The following is a 15332-nucleotide window of genomic DNA, read 5'->3' as shown; positions in this document are numbered from 1 at the left end:
AGCGGGGATGCGATTTGCTAGACTGTGGGCGGCGCTAGCGATCGTCGTCGCGCCGGTTGCCGCGTTCGGGGGCGATACGCCCCACGTCACGCTTGCCACGCCCAACATCTCGGATGGCGCGATCACGCGCTTTACCGTGCGGTTCAGCGACGCGATCGTCCCGCTCGGCGATCCGCGCGCCGCCTCGCCGCTGAAGGTCGAGTGCGCGGTGTCGGGCGAGGGGCGCTGGGTAGATCAGCGGACCTATGTCTGGGACTTCGCGCAAGGCCTGCCTGGCGGAACGCGCTGCACGCTCGCGACGCGCGAGGGACTCGAGAGCGCGGCGGGCTACGGCGTCGATGCGGAGAGCTTCACCGTCGATGCCGGCGGTCCGATCGCCCGCGCGGTGCTGCCCGGCGAGGGTGATATCGAGGAGGACCAGGTGTTCCTGGTCGCTGCGAACATGCTTGCGACCCGTGAGTCGATTGCTGCCAACGCCTATTGCGCGGTCGACGGGATCGGCGAGAAGATCGCGGTCGACGTGCTCGCGCCCGATCTGCCGGGCAAGCTGCTCGCCGAATTGGGCGACAATTATGCGGTCTCCAACTTTCTCGAAAGCGCCGGACTGCCCAAGACGGTCCCCGCCGATACGGCATCGCGCCAGCGCGCGCTGGCCGGCATTACCGCGCTGAAATGCCGCCGTCCTCTGCCGCCCGGCCGCGATATGGCGCTGGTCTGGGGCAGCAACATCGCGAGCGCCGGGGGCAAGCTTGCCGGCGCCGACCAGCGGTTCGACTTCACCGTCCGCAAGCCCTTCACCGTTCGGTTCGAATGCTCGCGCGTCAACACCGCGGCCGGCTGTAGCCCGGTCGAGAAGGCGTATCTGCGGTTCTCCGCGCCCGTGCCGATGAGTGCGGCGACGCAGGTCCGCCTGACGCTCGCCGACGGCAAGTCGATCGCGCCTGTGTTCAGCGACGAGGAGAAGACCCGCGCGACGATCGAGCAGGTCACGTTCGCTGCACCCTTGCCGGTCGCGACGCGCGGTACGGTGGCGATCCCCGCCGACCTCAAGGACGAAAGCGGCCGGATCCTCGCCAACCGCGAACGTTTCCCGCTTGAGGTAAAGTTCGACGAAGCCCCGCCGCTCGTCAAGTTCGCGGCTGATTTCGGCATCCTCGAGGCGAAACAGGGCGGCGTGCTGCCCGTCACCGTGCGCAACGTCGAGCCGTCGCTACAAGGCCAGACCGCGGGGATCGGCGGCCAGCGGCTGCGCGTGGGCGGCACGGATGGCGAGATCGCCGCGTGGCTGCGGCGCGTCGAGGAGGCTGGCAAGACCGACTACCAGACGATCGAGCGCAAGGGTGCCGAGCCGCTCCAGATCAACCATACCGGCGAGAAGCCGCTGCTGTTCGGGAGCGGTGGCGGGGCTAACGGCGGGGAAGGCGATCCCTTCAAGCTCGACCTGCCGGGCAAGGGCAAGGATTTCGAGGTCGTCGGCCTGCCGCTGGGCAAGCCCGGCTTCTACGTCGTCGAACTCGCCAGCCCGACGCTGGGCCGTGCGCTGCTCGGCCGCAACGTGCCGCGCTATGTCGCAAGCGCCGCGCTGGTCACCGATCTTTCCGTGCATTTCGAATGGGGGCGCGATCGCTCGCTCGCCTGGGTCACGCGGCTGTCGACGGGCAAGCCGGTGGCGAATGCGGTGGTGCAGGTCACTGACAGCTGCACCGGCAAGCCGCTCGCACGCGGTGCGACCGACAAGAGCGGCGGGCTGATGGTCGCGCGCGGGCTTCCCGAACCCGAGACCTATGGCAGTTGCAAGGGCGAGGGCTCGCCGCATCCGCTGATGATCTCGGCGCGTACCGGTGACGATTTCAGCTTCACGTTGACCGATTGGGGCGAGGGCATCTGGCCGTTCGATTTCGACCTGTCCTATGGCTATTCAGCCGCGACCGACATCATCCACACCGTGTTCGATCGCGCCTTGGTCCGCCAGGGCGAGACGATCCAAATGAAGCATATCCTGCGCCGCCCCGACGCGCGCGGCTTCTCGTTGGCGCCGGGCTTTACCGGCACGCTCCGGTTGTCGCATCGCGGCTCCGACACGCAGTTCGAGATGCCCGTGACGATCGGCGCGAACGGTACCGGCGAGACGGTCTGGACCGCCCCCAAGGGCGCGCCGATGGGCGATTACGACCTCGTCTTCGTGGTCGGCGACACCACCACCGAATCCGCGCAGTCGTTCAAGGTCGACGAATATCGCCTGCCGACGATGCGCGCGAGCGTGACCGGGCCGAAGGCCGCGCTGGTCAAACCGCGCACCGCCCAGCTCGATCTGTTCGCCGGCTACCTCTCGGGCGGCGGTGCCCCCGGCCTGCCGGTCGACGTCCGCATCGGCTGGTTCGCGCACAGTGCGACGCCTGTCGGCTACGACAAGTTCAGCTTCGGCGGCGAACCGATCACGGACGGCGTCAAGCCGCTCGACGGCGAGGGCGAGGATGCGGAGACGCCGTTGCCGCCGACGCAGATGCTGCCGGCGACGCTCGGCAGCGACGGCACGCGGCGGATGACGGTCGACATGCCGCAAACGCTGCCTGGCACGACCGATATGCAGGTCGAGATGGACTACCGCGATGCCAATGGCGAGACGCTGACCGCGTCGAAATCGATCCCGATCTACGCCTCGGGCGTGCAGCTTGGCGTCGCCACCGATGGCTGGATGATGCGCGCGGACGATCTGCGCCTGCGCTTCGTCGCGCTCGATACCGACGGCAAGCCGATCAAGGGGCAGACGCTGTCGGTCGCGCTCTACAGCCGCCAGATCCTGACCGCGCGGCGGCGGCTGATCGGCGGGTTCTACGCGTATGACAACCGGATGCGGACGACCAAGCTGTCGGCGTCGTGCAGCGCCACCACCGATGCGCAGGGGCTTGCGCAGTGCAAGGCGGATCCGGGCGTGTCGGGCGAGATCTACGCGGTCGTCACCACCACCGATGCCGACGGCAACGTCGCCCGCGCGGTGAAGTCGGTGTGGCTCGCGGGGAACGACGACTGGTGGTTCGGCGGCGACAATGGCGACCGGATGGACGTCGTGCCCGAGAAACTCACCTATGCCTCCGGCGAGACCGCGCGGTTCCAGGTACGGATGCCGTTCCGCTCCGCGACCGCGCTGGTGAGCGTCGAGCGCGAGGGCGTGTTGTCGAGCTTCGTCACCGAATTGTCGGGCAAGGACCCGGTGATCGAGGTGCCGATGGACGCCGCCTATGCGCCCGACGTCTATGTCTCGGTGCTGGTCGTGCGCGGCCGCGTCGAGAGCGGGTTCTGGAGCTGGATCCACCGGATCGCGCGGACGCTCGGGCTGTCGGACACGCCGGAGGACGCAGCCGAGCCGACCGCGCTGGTCGATCTCGCCAAACCCGCCTACCGCCTCGGCATCGCCAAGGTGAAGGTCGGCTGGGAAGGCCATACGCTCGCCGTCGCGGTCAAGGCGGACCGCGAGCGTTACGCGCCGCGGGGGACGGCCAACGTCGCGATCCAGGTGCGGAAGCCCGATGGCAGCCCCGCGCGCGAGGCCGATGTCGCGTTCGCCGCGGTTGACCAGGCGTTGCTGCAACTCGCGCCGAACGACAGCTGGAACATCCTCGACGCGATGATGGGCGATCGCCCGCTCTCCGTCCTGACCGCGACCGCGCAGATGCAGGTCGTCGGCAAGCGACATTATGGACGCAAGGCGCTCGAAGCGGGTGGCGGCGGTGGCAGCGGCGACCTGTCGGGGCTCAACCGCGAGAATTTCCAGCCGGTGCTGCTGTGGAAGGGCCATGTCCCGCTCGATGCGCAAGGGCGTGCACGCGTGTCCGTGCCGCTGTCCGACGCGCTGTCGTCGTTCAAGCTGGTCGCGATCGCCACCGACGGTGCGCAGGCGTTCGGTACCGGCAGCACCGACGTCCGCACCGCGCAGGATTTATCGCTCTATGCCGGGATGCCGCCGCTGGTCCGCTCGGGCGATTTCTACGGCGCGCGCTTTACGCTGCGCAACGGATCGGACCGCGCGATGACGGTCACCGCGAACGTCGACGTCTTCCCGCGGATCGCGCAGGGCAAGCCGCTGACCGTCACCATTCCCGCGGGTGGTGCGGCACCGGTGGCATGGAACCTCACCGCGCCGTCCGGGGTCGATACGCTGCGCTGGACGGTGCGAGCTAGCAGCAACGACGGCCGTGCGGCCGATCAGGTTACGGTGACGCAGGACGTCATCCCGGCGGTGCCGACCGAGATCTGGGCGGCGACGCTCGCGCAGGTAGGGGAGACTACGCTGATCCCGATCGCGCCGCCGATGGGCGCGCTGCCGGGTCGCGGCAGCGTCGACATCCGCCTTGCCGATACGCTGGCACCGTCGCTCGCCGGGGTCCGCGACTATATGAGTCGCTATCCGTTCAACTGTTTCGAACAACGGCTGTCGCGGATCGTCGTGCTCGGCGACATGGCGGGCTGGGCGGCGCTGGCGGGCGAAATCCCGACCTATCAGGCACCCGACGGCCTGCTCCGGTATTTCCCCGGCGACAGCCTGCAGGGGTCGGAGGCGCTGACCGCCTATGTCCTGTCGATGACGGGCGCGGCGAACCTGGCGCTGCCGCCGGTCCAGCGCGCGCGGATGATCGAGGCTATGAAGGCGGTGCTCGACGGGCGCTTGCGACACGAGGATTACGGCGATGTCCGCCTGACCAAGGTCGCGGCGCTGGCGGCGCTCGCGCGGCAGGGCGAGGCCACCCCGGCGATGCTCGGCCAGATCGGGATGACGCCTGCCGAGATGCCGACCGCGAGCCTCGCCGACTATATCACCGCTCTTACCGCGATCCCCGGCGCGTCGACCGAAGCGAAGGCGCAGGCCGAGGCGGTGTTGCGCACGCGCCTCGTGTTCGAGGGCACGCGGCTCGATCTATCGGACTCGGCCAATGCGTCGTGGTGGCTGATGTCGTCGGCGGACGAGGCGGCGAACAAGGCGACCGCGGCGGTGCTCGGGCGGCCGGGTTGGCAGGACGATGCGCCGCGGCTGATGGTCGGCACGGCGCTGCGCCAGTCGCGCGGGCATTGGGATACGACCACCGCCAACGCCTGGGGTGCGATCGCCGCGCGGCGTTTCGCGCAGGTCTACCCGGCGCAGGCGGTCACGGGGACGACGATGCTGTCCTATGCGGGGCGTAGCGTTGTGCGCGGCTGGCCGCTGGCGGAACCCGCGCGGACGGTGTCGTTCCCGCTCGCTGCCGCCGGACCACTCCGGTTGGCACAGAGCGGCGGGGCGGGGCCGTGGGCGACCGTGTCGATCTCCGCGGCGGTGCCGCTGCGGCAACCGCTGTTCGCCGGCTATCGCCTGACGCGGAAGGTCGATGTCGTGCAGGCGCGTACGGCAGGGCGGCTGACGACGGGCGACGTGCTCCGCGTGACGCTGTCGGTCGAGGCGACCGCCGAGCGCAACTGGGTCGCGATCAGCGATCCGGTGCCCGCGGGCGCGACCGTGATCGGCGATCTCGGTGGCCAGTCGCAACTGCTCCAGCAGGGCGGCGCGGCGGAGGGTGAGGGTGGCGGTCCCAGCTATGTCGAACGTGGCCGCGATACTTGGCGCGCCTATTTCGCCTGGCTGCCCAAGGGGACCACCACCGTCTCGTACACGCTGCGGCTCAACGGTGCCGGCCGGTTCCAGATGCCGCCTAGCCGAGTCGAGGCGATGTATTCGCCCGCAATTCGCGCCGCGGTGCCGAACCAGACGATGGTCGTCGCGGATCTATGAAGCAGCGCGCGGCGCTCGCCGGATTGCTGGTGCTGATCCTCGCCGCGGTGGGGTTCGACTGGGCGACGTTCCCGCCGCCGCTGCCGGGCTATGCGCAGGTCCGCGCTGCGTGGAAGCCGTCGGAGGCGTGGCTCTACGATCGCCACGGCGTGTTGATCGACAGCGCCCGCGTCAATTTCGCCGCGCGGCGGCTGGCATGGGTGCCGCTCGACCAGATCGCACCGGTCGTACCCGCCACCGTCGTCGCGGCGGAGGACGCCCGCTTCCGCAGCCACGGCGGCGTCGACTGGCTGGCGATCCTCGGGTCGGTTGGCGCGCGCGCGAAGGGCGATCGGGGCAGGGGTGCGAGTACGCTGTCGATGCAGGTCGCGGCGTTCCTGTCGCCGACGCTGGCGATGCCCGGCGCGCGCGGTTGGCGCGACAAGCTCCGCCAGATGCGCGCGGCACGATCGCTGGAGATGACGTGGAGCAAGGACCAGATCCTCGAGGCGTACCTGAACCTCGCACCCTTCCGCGGCGAGGCGCAGGGGATCGGCGCGGCGGCGCTGTCGCTGTTCGGCAAGACCCCCGCGGCGATGGCGCGCGACGACGCGCTGCTGCTGACCGCGCTGCTGCCCGATCCGCAGGCGCCGGCGACCCGCATCGCCGCACGGGCGTGTCGCCTGGGCGGAGCAGGCGACTGCGCGCGGTTCGCCAGCGAGGCGGCGTCGATGCTCGGCCCCGTCCGAACGCTCGCGCTAGATCCGGGGCTCGCGCCGCATCTCGCCGATCGCCTGCTGACCAAGCCCGGCCTGCGGATTACGACCACGCTCGATGCCGCGCTCCAGCGCACCGTTGCCGCCGCGCTGCGTCGCCAGCTGCTCGGGCTTGGCGGATCGCGCGCGCGCGACGGTGCCGCGGTGGTGATCGACAATGCGAGCGGCGACGTCCTCGCCTATGTCGGCGGGATCGGCGGCGCCTCGACCGCGCCGGCGGTCGATGCCGCGAACGCCTATCGCCAGGCCGGGTCGACGCTGAAACCGTTCCTCTACGCGCAGGCGATCGAGCGAGGCTACCTGACCCCGGCGTCGGTGCTGGACGACTCCCCGGTGCAGCTCGATACTGCGTCGGGGCTCTACGTACCGCAGAATTACGATCGCGGGTTCAAGGGGCGCGTGTCGGTGCGTAGCGCGCTGGCGGGGTCGCTCAACGTGCCCGCAGTACGCACGCTGCTGCTGGTCGGGGTCGAACCGTTTCGCGATCGGCTATGGGATACGGGCTATCGTGGCCTGGTCGAGGACGGCGATTATTACGGCTTCAGCCTCGCGCTCGGATCGGCGGAGGTGACGTTGCTCGAACAGGCCGACGCATACCGGTCGCTTGCGAATGGCGGCCGCTGGTCCCCGCTAAGGCTCACCGCCGACGCGCCCCACTTTGCCGCTCGTCCGGTCACGACCCCCGCCGCAGCCTGGATCGTCGCCGACATGATGGCCGATCCCAATGCCCGCGCCGCGACCTTCGGCCTCGATTCGGCCCTGCGCCTACCGTTCTGGACCGCGGTGAAGACGGGCACTTCGAAGGGCATGCGCGACAATTGGTGCGTCGGGTTTTCGCGCCGGTATACGGTCGCCGTGTGGGTCGGGAACGTCGAGGGCGATCCGATGCGCGCGGTCTCGGGTACCAGCGGCGCAGCGCCGGTGTGGCGCGACGTCATGCTCGCGCTCGGACGCGACGACGAACGCGGCCCCCCCATGCCCGCCGGCGTCGAGCGCCGCCGCATCGCATTTGCCGACGCGATCGAGCAGCCCCGGATCGAGTATTTTCTCCGCGGCACCGGCCAGTCGCTGATCGCCGCCGCGCCGGCCACCGCCCGGCGCGCGCGGATCGTCAACCCCGTCTCGGGCAGCGTTTACGCGATTGATCCCGACATTCCCGCCGACCGCCAGCGCCTCGCGATCGAGACCACCGGCGATGTCCGCGCGCATCACGTGTTCCTCGACAACCGCGACCTCGGCCCCGCCGCCCAGCAATTGCTGTTCTTCGCGCCTCCGGGCAGGCATCGATTGCGGCTCGTCGACGCCGCGGGTCGCGCCACCGACCAGGTCATCGTCACGATCCGCTGAGCGGGACCGTTCGTTTTCTCCGCCAGGTCAGCGAACGGCGGTTCAGGACGGCAAGGTCCACCTCTCCGGCAAGCGCCGCCTCGGCCAGCGCAATGGCGCGGTCCAACAGCGCGCGGTCGGCGTGCGCATAGGCGGGGCGGCCCGGTATCCGGTCATACCACACGCCGTCGCACGCATTGTCGAGGAAGATGCGCTGGAAGCAATGATCCGCCACGACCGGCCAGCGGCGCGTACGCGCTACCGCCGGCAAGGTCTCGCGGGTGAGTTTCAGCCATCGGGCTTCGGCGGCAGGACGGTCTTCGGACTCCATCCGGTGGCAACGATCGAAACCCGAGAAGGTCGCGCGGTCCTCTACCGTATCGATCGGTCACCGCTCGGCGGCGGTCGAAGCGCTGCCGGCGCGGTCGACCGCGATCAGCGTCGGCGCGTCGGCAACGAACGTGTCGAGCACGCCGTCGGCGATCTTGATCGGTCCGTCGAACCGTGTTGCACCAGGAATGCTCTGGATCGCCGCAGCTTCGGCCGCCAGCCGCTTGGCATCGGCGAAGTACCGTCCCGCAGCGCTGCTCCCGTGGTCGGCCGCGCCGAGGCCGGCGGCGGTCAACTGAAGCGCACGTCCCCAACGCTGCATCGCGTCCAGCCACGGCCGCGACTGCGCCGCGAAACCGGGGTCGATGGTCCCGGACCGGATGATGTCGGGCGCATTCGTGATCTCGTCGGCACGCGTAGTCAGGTCCGCGATCGCTTCACGCCGCGCCGTCTCATCGCCGCCGGCCAGCGCCTCCCGCACGCCGTCCAGTGCCGCCTTCAATCGCGGCGCCTGCTCCTGCCAAGGCTGGCTGCCGAAGGTCGGTGCCATGTGCTGAGTATCGAAAAACGTCAGCAGCGCAGCGGTGGCACGCTCGTCGCCGCCCGCCAGTTCCCGCGCGGAGAAATGCCACGTCCGTTGCGCATCATACGCCTGGTCGTTCCAGCCGAACGCGGCGACGCCGGTCACCGCCGGGCGGCTCGGAGCCTCCTGGTTCATCGGGTTCGACAGGATGCCGGTAAGCTCACCCGACAGGCCCGCCTCGCGCCGCGTATAGGGCGCCATCAGCAGCCGACCCGTGGTCTGCGCGTAATCGTTGACCGGATAATTGTCCCACAACAGCGTCTTGCGACCGAACGCCTTGGTCGCTGCCTTGGCGTCGGGGATCGAGATCGCCGGCGGCACGACGTCGGTACCGGTCCACTGCACGACGATCCGCGGGTCGAGATGCTTGCGCAACGCAGCCTTGTACGGCGTTTCCTTCGCGTCGTAATATTCGGTCGGCACCATGATCAGCGCACGCGCCGACGGGTCCTTGACCGCAAGGTTCGCCTGCACCGCGTTCAACAATTGCGACTGCGCGATGCCCGCTGCCTCTGCGCCCGACGGACCGAACGCCGTCTTGTCCTTCTCGCAATTCCACTTGGTGTATTCGATGTCATCGAGCGCGACATAGAAACTGCCGACGCCGATCGATCGCATAGAGTCGAACTTGCGCTCCAGCGCCTGCACGTCCGCAGGGTCGGAGAAGCAGACCGACGGCCCCGGTGAGACCGCATAGACGAAGTCGACATGGTTCCGCCGCGCCGTCGTCGCGAGCGTGCCGAGCGCCTTCAGCGTCGCGGCGGGATACGCCTCCCGCCAGCGGTCGCGCGCATACGGATCGTCCTTCGGGCTGTAGACATAGGTGTTCGCCTTGACCGTGGCGAGGAAGTCGAGATGCCTGGTGCGGTCCGCCATCGACCACGGCGCGCCGTAGAAGCCCTCGATCGTGCCGCGGATCGGCATCGCCGGATGATCCTGGATCACCAGCGCCGGGATCGTCGACCGTCGTGCAAGCTGGCGAAACGTCTGTGCGGCATGGAACAAACCGTCCGCATCGTGACCCGCCAGCGTGACGACCCCGCCCGACGCCGAGGCCAGGCTGGCGATCGTGTAGCCCTCGGCATGATCATCGGCCACCGCGCGGCTGCGGGCGAGCGCATCGCGGACGATCGGTGCGACGGCGGTTCCGAGCACGACATACGTCCCGTCGATGACCGGGGGCAGGCGCCGGGCGGTCGTGATCGTCTCCACACCCGACGCCGTCAGGATGCTGCGGATCAGGGCGATCGTGTCGGGATCGACGCCGGGCGTTGCGATCAGCGATACCGAACGCCCGAGCGCGATCGTCCCCGACCCGAGCTCGATCGAGGTCGGCGTCGGGAACAGCGCAGGCATCGTCACCGGACCAGCGAAGGCCGATCCCGACGCGAGACCGGCGAGGCTCGCGGCAACCACTAGCGAGGGCACGAGGCCGAACTTGCCAATCTGTCGCGTCATGCTCGTCTCCGGTATCATAATGGTATTATGAACCCGGGGATACGGTAGCCGCGGGACGACCGCAACCCGTACGGGAAACCCTTAGCGGCTGGCGAGCATTGCCGCCATCTTCGGCCGAACGGCGACCCCGTCGAGCCTGTAGCTGACCATCACGCCGATGTGGTCGGACAGCATGGTCTTGTCGCCACTAAGGCCGAACGGCGCACTGAAGGCGACCGGTTTCACCGACAGCGCATCCGACGCCCGGTACATCAGCCAGTCCTTCGCGCGACCGGTCGAGGTCGCCACGTCGGCGGCTTGCGTTACCAGGCATGTCGGGGTCGACCGGCACCGCTGCTCGCCCCCCGTGAGCGGCATCGAGCCTCCGAACATGTGCCGCGCGAAATACGCGCGGCGCGGGATGTCCTGCCCGACGTTGAAGTCGCCCACGACCAGCAGTGTTTCGTGTGGCCGTTCCATCGAGCCGATGAAGGCGCTCAACAGGTCGATCTGGCGCTTGTACGCATAGAGCGCGCGGGGCTCGGATACGCCGGTGGCGCCGTTCGAGTTCAGGTGTGTGTCGATCACCGTGACAGGTCCGGCCAGTCCGGGCACCGCAATCATCGCCGCCATCGCCCCCTTGTTGGCAAGGCAGTCATAGCCGGCGCAGACGGGATAGCTGATCCGCCGCACCGCGAGGATCGGATAGTCGGAGAAGATCGCGAGTCCGCTGTCGACATGCTTGCCGACCTGTTCGCCGCGGAACATGCTGCCGGCCGATACGAAGCTGCGGTCGGTCGGCGTCTCGGCGGCCGCTGCGGCGTCGGCGGAAGCGCCGAACGCGATGTAGCGATAGCCGGCGGCGGTGCCAATCGCCTTCGCGTCGGGCACGAACGCCTCCTGCAACGCTACGATCCTCGGCTGGTGCCCGGCGGCTCGCATCGCCTTCAGTTGTGCCGCGATCGCCAACAGCGACGCCGTGCGATCCTCCGCGATCGGCCAGGGCAGGCCGTGCACATTGTAGGTCATGACCGAGACCGTCGACTGCACCCCGCTCGCGGTTGCGGGCGATGTGGCTGCTGCAAACAGCGCGAGGGAAGCGGCAAACCGACCGAGACGACGCGAAACCATTGGCAATCCAATTTCTGTATGTGCGGGGGAGACGCCACGGTCCGGCCGGAACCGCACCTGCCCGGGCATATTTATGACGATGTCAGCGCTTCAGCGGCGCGAAAGAGAACAGCCCGCTTCGGTAGTTCATCACCACCGTCGTCGGCGTGATCCCGGCATGCGCGACGACCCGTGCCGCCTCAGCGCTCGGTTTGGAATGGCCGAGCCGCGGGTTACCGGCAAAACCGATCCCGTCGTGGAGCAGGCTGAACCCGTGCCCGCGGCTACGGGCATGGACGACGCTGAGCGCATACGCACCCTCGCCCGGAACGCGGAGGCACAGCCGCGCAGGGCCCGACGACGGTACCGGGATCACCGCGCGGCGAAACGTCTTGCCCTGTGCCACCAGCACATTGTCGTCAGCCAGGAACTCGCCCTCGACCGCGGGATAGATTTCGGCGCGAAGGTTACCCGCGCGATCCTTCAGCCCCTCGACGGTCACGACGATCGCCGGGCCGGTCTCATGCGGCCGGCACTGCGCCGCCGCGGTCCCCAGCGTGGGCGTCGACGCGATCGGCGTTGCGGCGAGGGCCAAGAGCGCGACGATCATTGGTTATGCTCCGGATTGAAAAGTTCGACCGCGGTCAGTGCTGCGCCGAGCAGGAGGTGCGTGACCAGCCAGAGTGCCGCGATCATCGTCAGCATCGCGGCGACGTTGGACGCCTGCCCAACGGTAAATGCGACAAGGCCGGCAAAGACGATGTCCTTGTTCGGCAACAGCGGCAGGCGCGAGACGAGCAGGCGCAACGTCGCCAGTACCAGCCACCAGGCGAGCGGTGCCGCGGGCAGCGCGACTGCCCACAGCGCGGCGGCCAAGACCGTCGTCGCGACGATCCGCAACAGGTGAATGACCGCGATCCGGCCGAGTTCATCGCGGGGCAGCGTGAAGAGCCGCTTGCGCATCACGAGCGCGACGACCGACGGCAACGCGATGCTCGCGGCGGACACGATCATCACCTTGGCATCGGTGCCGAGGTTCAGCGCAACCAGCGACTGCCAGCTGACCGCGGCGAGCACCAGCGTACAGACATTGGCGACGACCGCGGACAGGATCGACACGTCCTTGATCGCGCCGAACGGGGTGCCGACCAGCGACGCATGCCGCCGCGCCCATGCGTAGAAGTACAGTTCGCCCGAATAGCCAGCGATGATCTCGTTGCTGATCCGCTTGCGCAACAGCGCGAGGAATCCGCGCGGCGGCAAGTTCCACAGCCGGCGATAGATCACCCACTCGCTCGCCGGCAGCGCGAGATAGCCGGCGGTGAACAGCAGCCAGAACAGCGGCGAACGCGGCACCATCGCGATCACGCCGCGGACATCGAGATAACGCAGCTGCCACAATGCGGCGACCAAGATCGCCGCGGACAACAAAGGCATCAGCCCGCGCGCGACGATCCCCTTGCGGACTTCGATCGTCTTGAGCGGAAGCTTGGGGGCAGGCAGGGCCGCTTGGTTGAGGGCGTTGCTCATGCCGCCCTGCGCCGTACGGCGACCGGGACGGCAATCTGATTTCCATGACGCAGCGATGCCGCGATGGCGGGGGAGCCGGGATGTGTCATGGGTTCTGGACGTCACCGCATCGCAGCATCCGCAGCCCGAATAATTCCGCGCGAAAAAATAATCTGGCAGACTGCGGTTCGGATCGCGCGGTGCCGTCTCCGGGGCATGTGTGTACCCCAGCCCTTCGGATCTGCATCGTGACCGCCTTGCCAAAGGCCCTGCGCCCGCCGTCACCAGACCGGCGCCTCATCGTGTCGATCCACGATGTCTCGCCGGCATTCGCCGACCCCATTGAGCGGCTCGCCGAGATGATCGGCGCGATCCTGGGCGGGCCGCGGTTCGCGATGTTGGTCGTCCCCGATCACTGGGGCGCGGCGCCGCTCGACCGGACGCCGGCGTTCGCGCGCCGGTTGCGCGAATGGGCCGATGCGGGCGTCGAGATGTTCCTCCACGGCTGGTTTCACCGCGACACGAGCGCGCACCGCGGCGCGGCGGCGACGATGAAGGCGCGCTACATGACGGCAGGCGAGGGCGAGTTCCTTGGGCTGAGCGTGGACGAGGCCGAATACCGGATGCGCGCCGGACGCGAGATGGTCGAACAGGCGATCGGCGGACCCGTCGCGGGCTTCATCGCGCCGGCCTGGCTCTACGGTCCGGGCGCGAGGTCGGCGCTGAAGGCGTGCGATTTCTCACTTGCGGAGGACCATTTCCGGGTCTGGCGCCCGGCGAACGACGCGGTCGTCGCGCGTGGTCCGGTCGTGACCTGGGCAAGCCGATCCCCCGCGCGCACCGCCAGCTCGCTCGCCGTCGCCGCCGCCGCGCGCACGCTCCCGGACTGGCTCCCGACGCTTCGGGTGGCCGTGCATCCCGGCGACGTCACGAAGGAGTCGCTGATGACCAGTATCGATCGGACCATTCGGTGTCTGGCGGGTCGCCGCACGGTTGCCCGCTACGCCGATCTGTTGCCGGGCGCAGCTATGTCGGAAGGGGAGGGCCGTCATGAAGATCGTTGATGTCTGCGCCTTCTACACGCCCAGCGGCGGCGGGGTCCGGACCTATGTCGACCGCAAGCTCGTCGCCTTTGCCGAACGTGGGCATGAGATGGTGGTCGTCGCACCGGGCGAGCGCGACGGCGAGGAACGCCGTGGGCCGAACGCGCGGATACGCTGGGTTCGCTCGCCGCGGTTTCCGCTCGACCGATCCTACCGCTATTTCTCCGATCGATCGGCGCTACACCGCGTGCTCGACGAAGAGGATCCGGACCTCGTCGAAGTCTCTTCGCCGTGGCGCAGCGCGTCGATGGTCGCGGACTGGAAAAGCGAACGCGGCGCCCGGGCGCGACTCGCGCTGATTGCTCACGCCGATCCGCTGGCGGCCTATGCGTATCGCTGGTTCGGCGGAGTCGCCACGACGCAGACGATCGACCGCGCGTTCGACTGGTATTGGCGCCACTTACGCCGCCTCGACCAACGCTTCGACATGATCGTCAGCGCAAGCGACAGCCTGAGCGAGCGGTTGCGGGGGGGCGGCCTACAAAAGGTGCTGACCGATCCGATGGGCGTCGAGCCCGGACAGTTCTCGCCGGCGCTTCGCGACATGACCGTCCGTCGCGAGATGCTGGCGCTATGCGGCCTCCCGGAAGACGCGATGCTGCTGATCGGCGTCGGCCGCCACGCACCGGAAAAGCGCTGGCCTATGGTGGCGCAGGCGGCGACCATGGCGGGGGCGCAGGCGCCGGTAGGCCTCGTCATCGTCGGTGGCGGATCACGCCAGCGTCCCGTGATCGAGGCGATCGACGGCAATCCGCACGTCCGCCTGCTCGAACCGACCACCGACCGCCCGGCACTAGCGCGGATGATGGCGAGCGCGGATGCCTTGATCCACGGATGCGAGGCGGAAACCTTCTGCTTCGTCGCCGCCGAGGCGATCGCGTCGGGCCTGCCGCTGATCGCGCCCGATCGCGGCGGCGCCGCCGACCTCGCGCGGAAATCCGGTGGCGTCTTGTATCGGTCCAGCGACGCACTGGCAGCGTCCGAGGCGATCCTTTCGGTCGCCCGCAATAGTCGTACGCCACGCGCGGCAGCCCCGGTCCGCACGATGGACGATCATTTCGACGCGCTGCTCGCGCTGTACGCGAACGAGAATCTGGTGAGGAGAGAAGGATCATGTCGATGACCGCGACCCATTTCGTCTTGCAACCGATACATCTTTCGGATCACGACCCAGCTCGGCAAGTCGAGCCGCCCGAAGTGGCGGTGCCGCTCTGCGATTTTCGGGGCGACGGACGCCTGATCGACGCCTTCGTACACCCGCGCTCCGCCTGGGGCTGTCCGCTGTTCTACCTTGCCATTCCGGCGTATGCGGTCCTGAGCCTTGCCGCCGCGACGATCCGCCTGTGCGACCGTTTCGGGATTGTACCGAACCACTCAGCGCGCTGACCCGACGCCGACGGTCTTATTTTTCAGGGCGA

At 68.7% G+C, this 15332-nt stretch carries 10 protein-coding genes; 5 read left to right on the top strand and 5 right to left on the bottom strand.

Annotated features, from left to right (window positions below):
- Positions 1-7: 7 nt before the first annotated feature.
- Both C8J42_RS09735 and pbpC read left to right on the top strand, forming a co-directional pair.
- Positions 8-5761 (top strand): MG2 domain-containing protein, encoded by a 5754-nt coding sequence (locus C8J42_RS09735; RefSeq protein WP_133019824.1) that lies wholly within the window; start codon positions 8-10, stop codon positions 5759-5761.
- Positions 5758-7863 (top strand): penicillin-binding protein 1C, encoded by a 2106-nt coding sequence (pbpC, locus tag C8J42_RS09730; protein WP_133019823.1) that lies wholly within the window; start codon positions 5758-5760, stop codon positions 7861-7863. Before C8J42_RS09735 ends, pbpC begins: the two co-directional genes overlap by 4 nt.
- On the opposite strand, the gene C8J42_RS09725 is transcribed toward pbpC, so the two are convergent.
- The 5 genes from C8J42_RS09725 to C8J42_RS09705 form a co-directional block, all read right to left on the bottom strand.
- Positions 7850-8173, bottom strand: a complete 324-nt coding sequence (locus tag C8J42_RS09725) for a GCN5-related N-acetyltransferase (RefSeq protein ID WP_133019822.1) — start codon at positions 8171-8173, stop codon at positions 7850-7852. The genes pbpC and C8J42_RS09725 overlap by 14 nt on opposite strands.
- A gap of 57 nt (positions 8174-8230) precedes the next feature.
- Positions 8231-10213, bottom strand: a complete 1983-nt coding sequence (locus tag C8J42_RS09720; protein WP_133019821.1) for a beta-N-acetylglucosaminidase domain-containing protein — start codon at positions 10211-10213, stop codon at positions 8231-8233.
- 81 nt (positions 10214-10294) lie between these two features.
- Positions 10295-11323, bottom strand: coding sequence for an endonuclease/exonuclease/phosphatase family protein (locus C8J42_RS09715; protein WP_165895466.1), 1029 nt, complete (start codon positions 11321-11323; stop codon positions 10295-10297).
- Positions 11324-11405: 82 nt separating this feature from the next.
- Positions 11406-11912 carry a DUF2141 domain-containing protein gene (locus tag C8J42_RS09710; RefSeq protein WP_133019819.1) on the bottom strand — a complete coding sequence of 169 codons (507 nt, stop codon included), beginning with the start codon at positions 11910-11912 and terminating at the stop codon, positions 11406-11408.
- Positions 11909-12832 (bottom strand): hypothetical protein, encoded by a 924-nt coding sequence (locus tag C8J42_RS09705; protein ID WP_243644244.1) that lies wholly within the window; start codon positions 12830-12832, stop codon positions 11909-11911. The genes C8J42_RS09710 and C8J42_RS09705 overlap by 4 nt, the downstream gene beginning before the upstream one ends.
- A gap of 227 nt (positions 12833-13059) precedes the next feature.
- Here C8J42_RS09705 and C8J42_RS09700 point away from each other — a divergent pair, with 227 nt between their 5' ends.
- The 3 genes from C8J42_RS09700 to C8J42_RS09690 are packed head-to-tail and all read left to right on the top strand — an operon-like array spanning position 13060 to position 15300.
- Positions 13060-13875 carry a polysaccharide deacetylase family protein gene (locus tag C8J42_RS09700; RefSeq protein WP_243644242.1) on the top strand — a complete coding sequence of 272 codons (816 nt, stop codon included), beginning with the start codon at positions 13060-13062 and terminating at the stop codon, positions 13873-13875.
- Positions 13862-15037: a glycosyltransferase gene (locus C8J42_RS09695; protein ID WP_133019818.1), complete on the top strand. Its 1176-nt coding sequence runs from the start codon at positions 13862-13864 to the stop codon at positions 15035-15037. Before C8J42_RS09700 ends, C8J42_RS09695 begins: the two co-directional genes overlap by 14 nt.
- On the top strand, positions 15034-15300 hold the full coding sequence (locus C8J42_RS09690) for a hypothetical protein (RefSeq protein WP_133019817.1): 267 nt from the start codon (positions 15034-15036) through the stop codon (positions 15298-15300). Before C8J42_RS09695 ends, C8J42_RS09690 begins: the two co-directional genes overlap by 4 nt.
- Positions 15301-15332: the final 32 nt, after the last annotated feature.

Source organism: Sphingomonas sp. PP-CE-1A-559, assembly GCF_004340965.1.
Taxonomy (GTDB): domain Bacteria; phylum Pseudomonadota; class Alphaproteobacteria; order Sphingomonadales; family Sphingomonadaceae; genus Sphingomonas.
This window is presented reverse-complemented; position numbering and strand designations above follow the sequence as displayed.

What these genes read in the sequence shown, in the direction of transcription:
- C8J42_RS09690 (WP_133019817.1), top strand. Translation starts at nt 15,034, where the DNA reads ATGACCGCGACCCATTTCGTCTTGCAACCGATACATCTTTCGGATCAC.
- C8J42_RS09715 (WP_165895466.1), bottom strand. Translation starts at nt 11,323, where the DNA reads ATGGTTTCGCGTCGTCTCGGTCGGTTTGCCGCTTCCCTCGCGCTGTTT.
- pbpC (WP_133019823.1), top strand. Translation starts at nt 5,758, where the DNA reads ATGAAGCAGCGCGCGGCGCTCGCCGGATTGCTGGTGCTGATCCTCGCC.
- C8J42_RS09710 (WP_133019819.1), bottom strand. Translation starts at nt 11,912, where the DNA reads ATGATCGTCGCGCTCTTGGCCCTCGCCGCAACGCCGATCGCGTCGACG.
- C8J42_RS09695 (WP_133019818.1), top strand. Translation starts at nt 13,862, where the DNA reads ATGAAGATCGTTGATGTCTGCGCCTTCTACACGCCCAGCGGCGGCGGG.
- C8J42_RS09725 (WP_133019822.1), bottom strand. Translation starts at nt 8,173, where the DNA reads ATGGAGTCCGAAGACCGTCCTGCCGCCGAAGCCCGATGGCTGAAACTC.
- C8J42_RS09735 (WP_133019824.1), top strand. Translation starts at nt 8, where the DNA reads ATGCGATTTGCTAGACTGTGGGCGGCGCTAGCGATCGTCGTCGCGCCG.
- C8J42_RS09705 (WP_243644244.1), bottom strand. Translation starts at nt 12,832, where the DNA reads ATGAGCAACGCCCTCAACCAAGCGGCCCTGCCTGCCCCCAAGCTTCCG.
- C8J42_RS09720 (WP_133019821.1), bottom strand. Translation starts at nt 10,213, where the DNA reads ATGACGCGACAGATTGGCAAGTTCGGCCTCGTGCCCTCGCTAGTGGTT.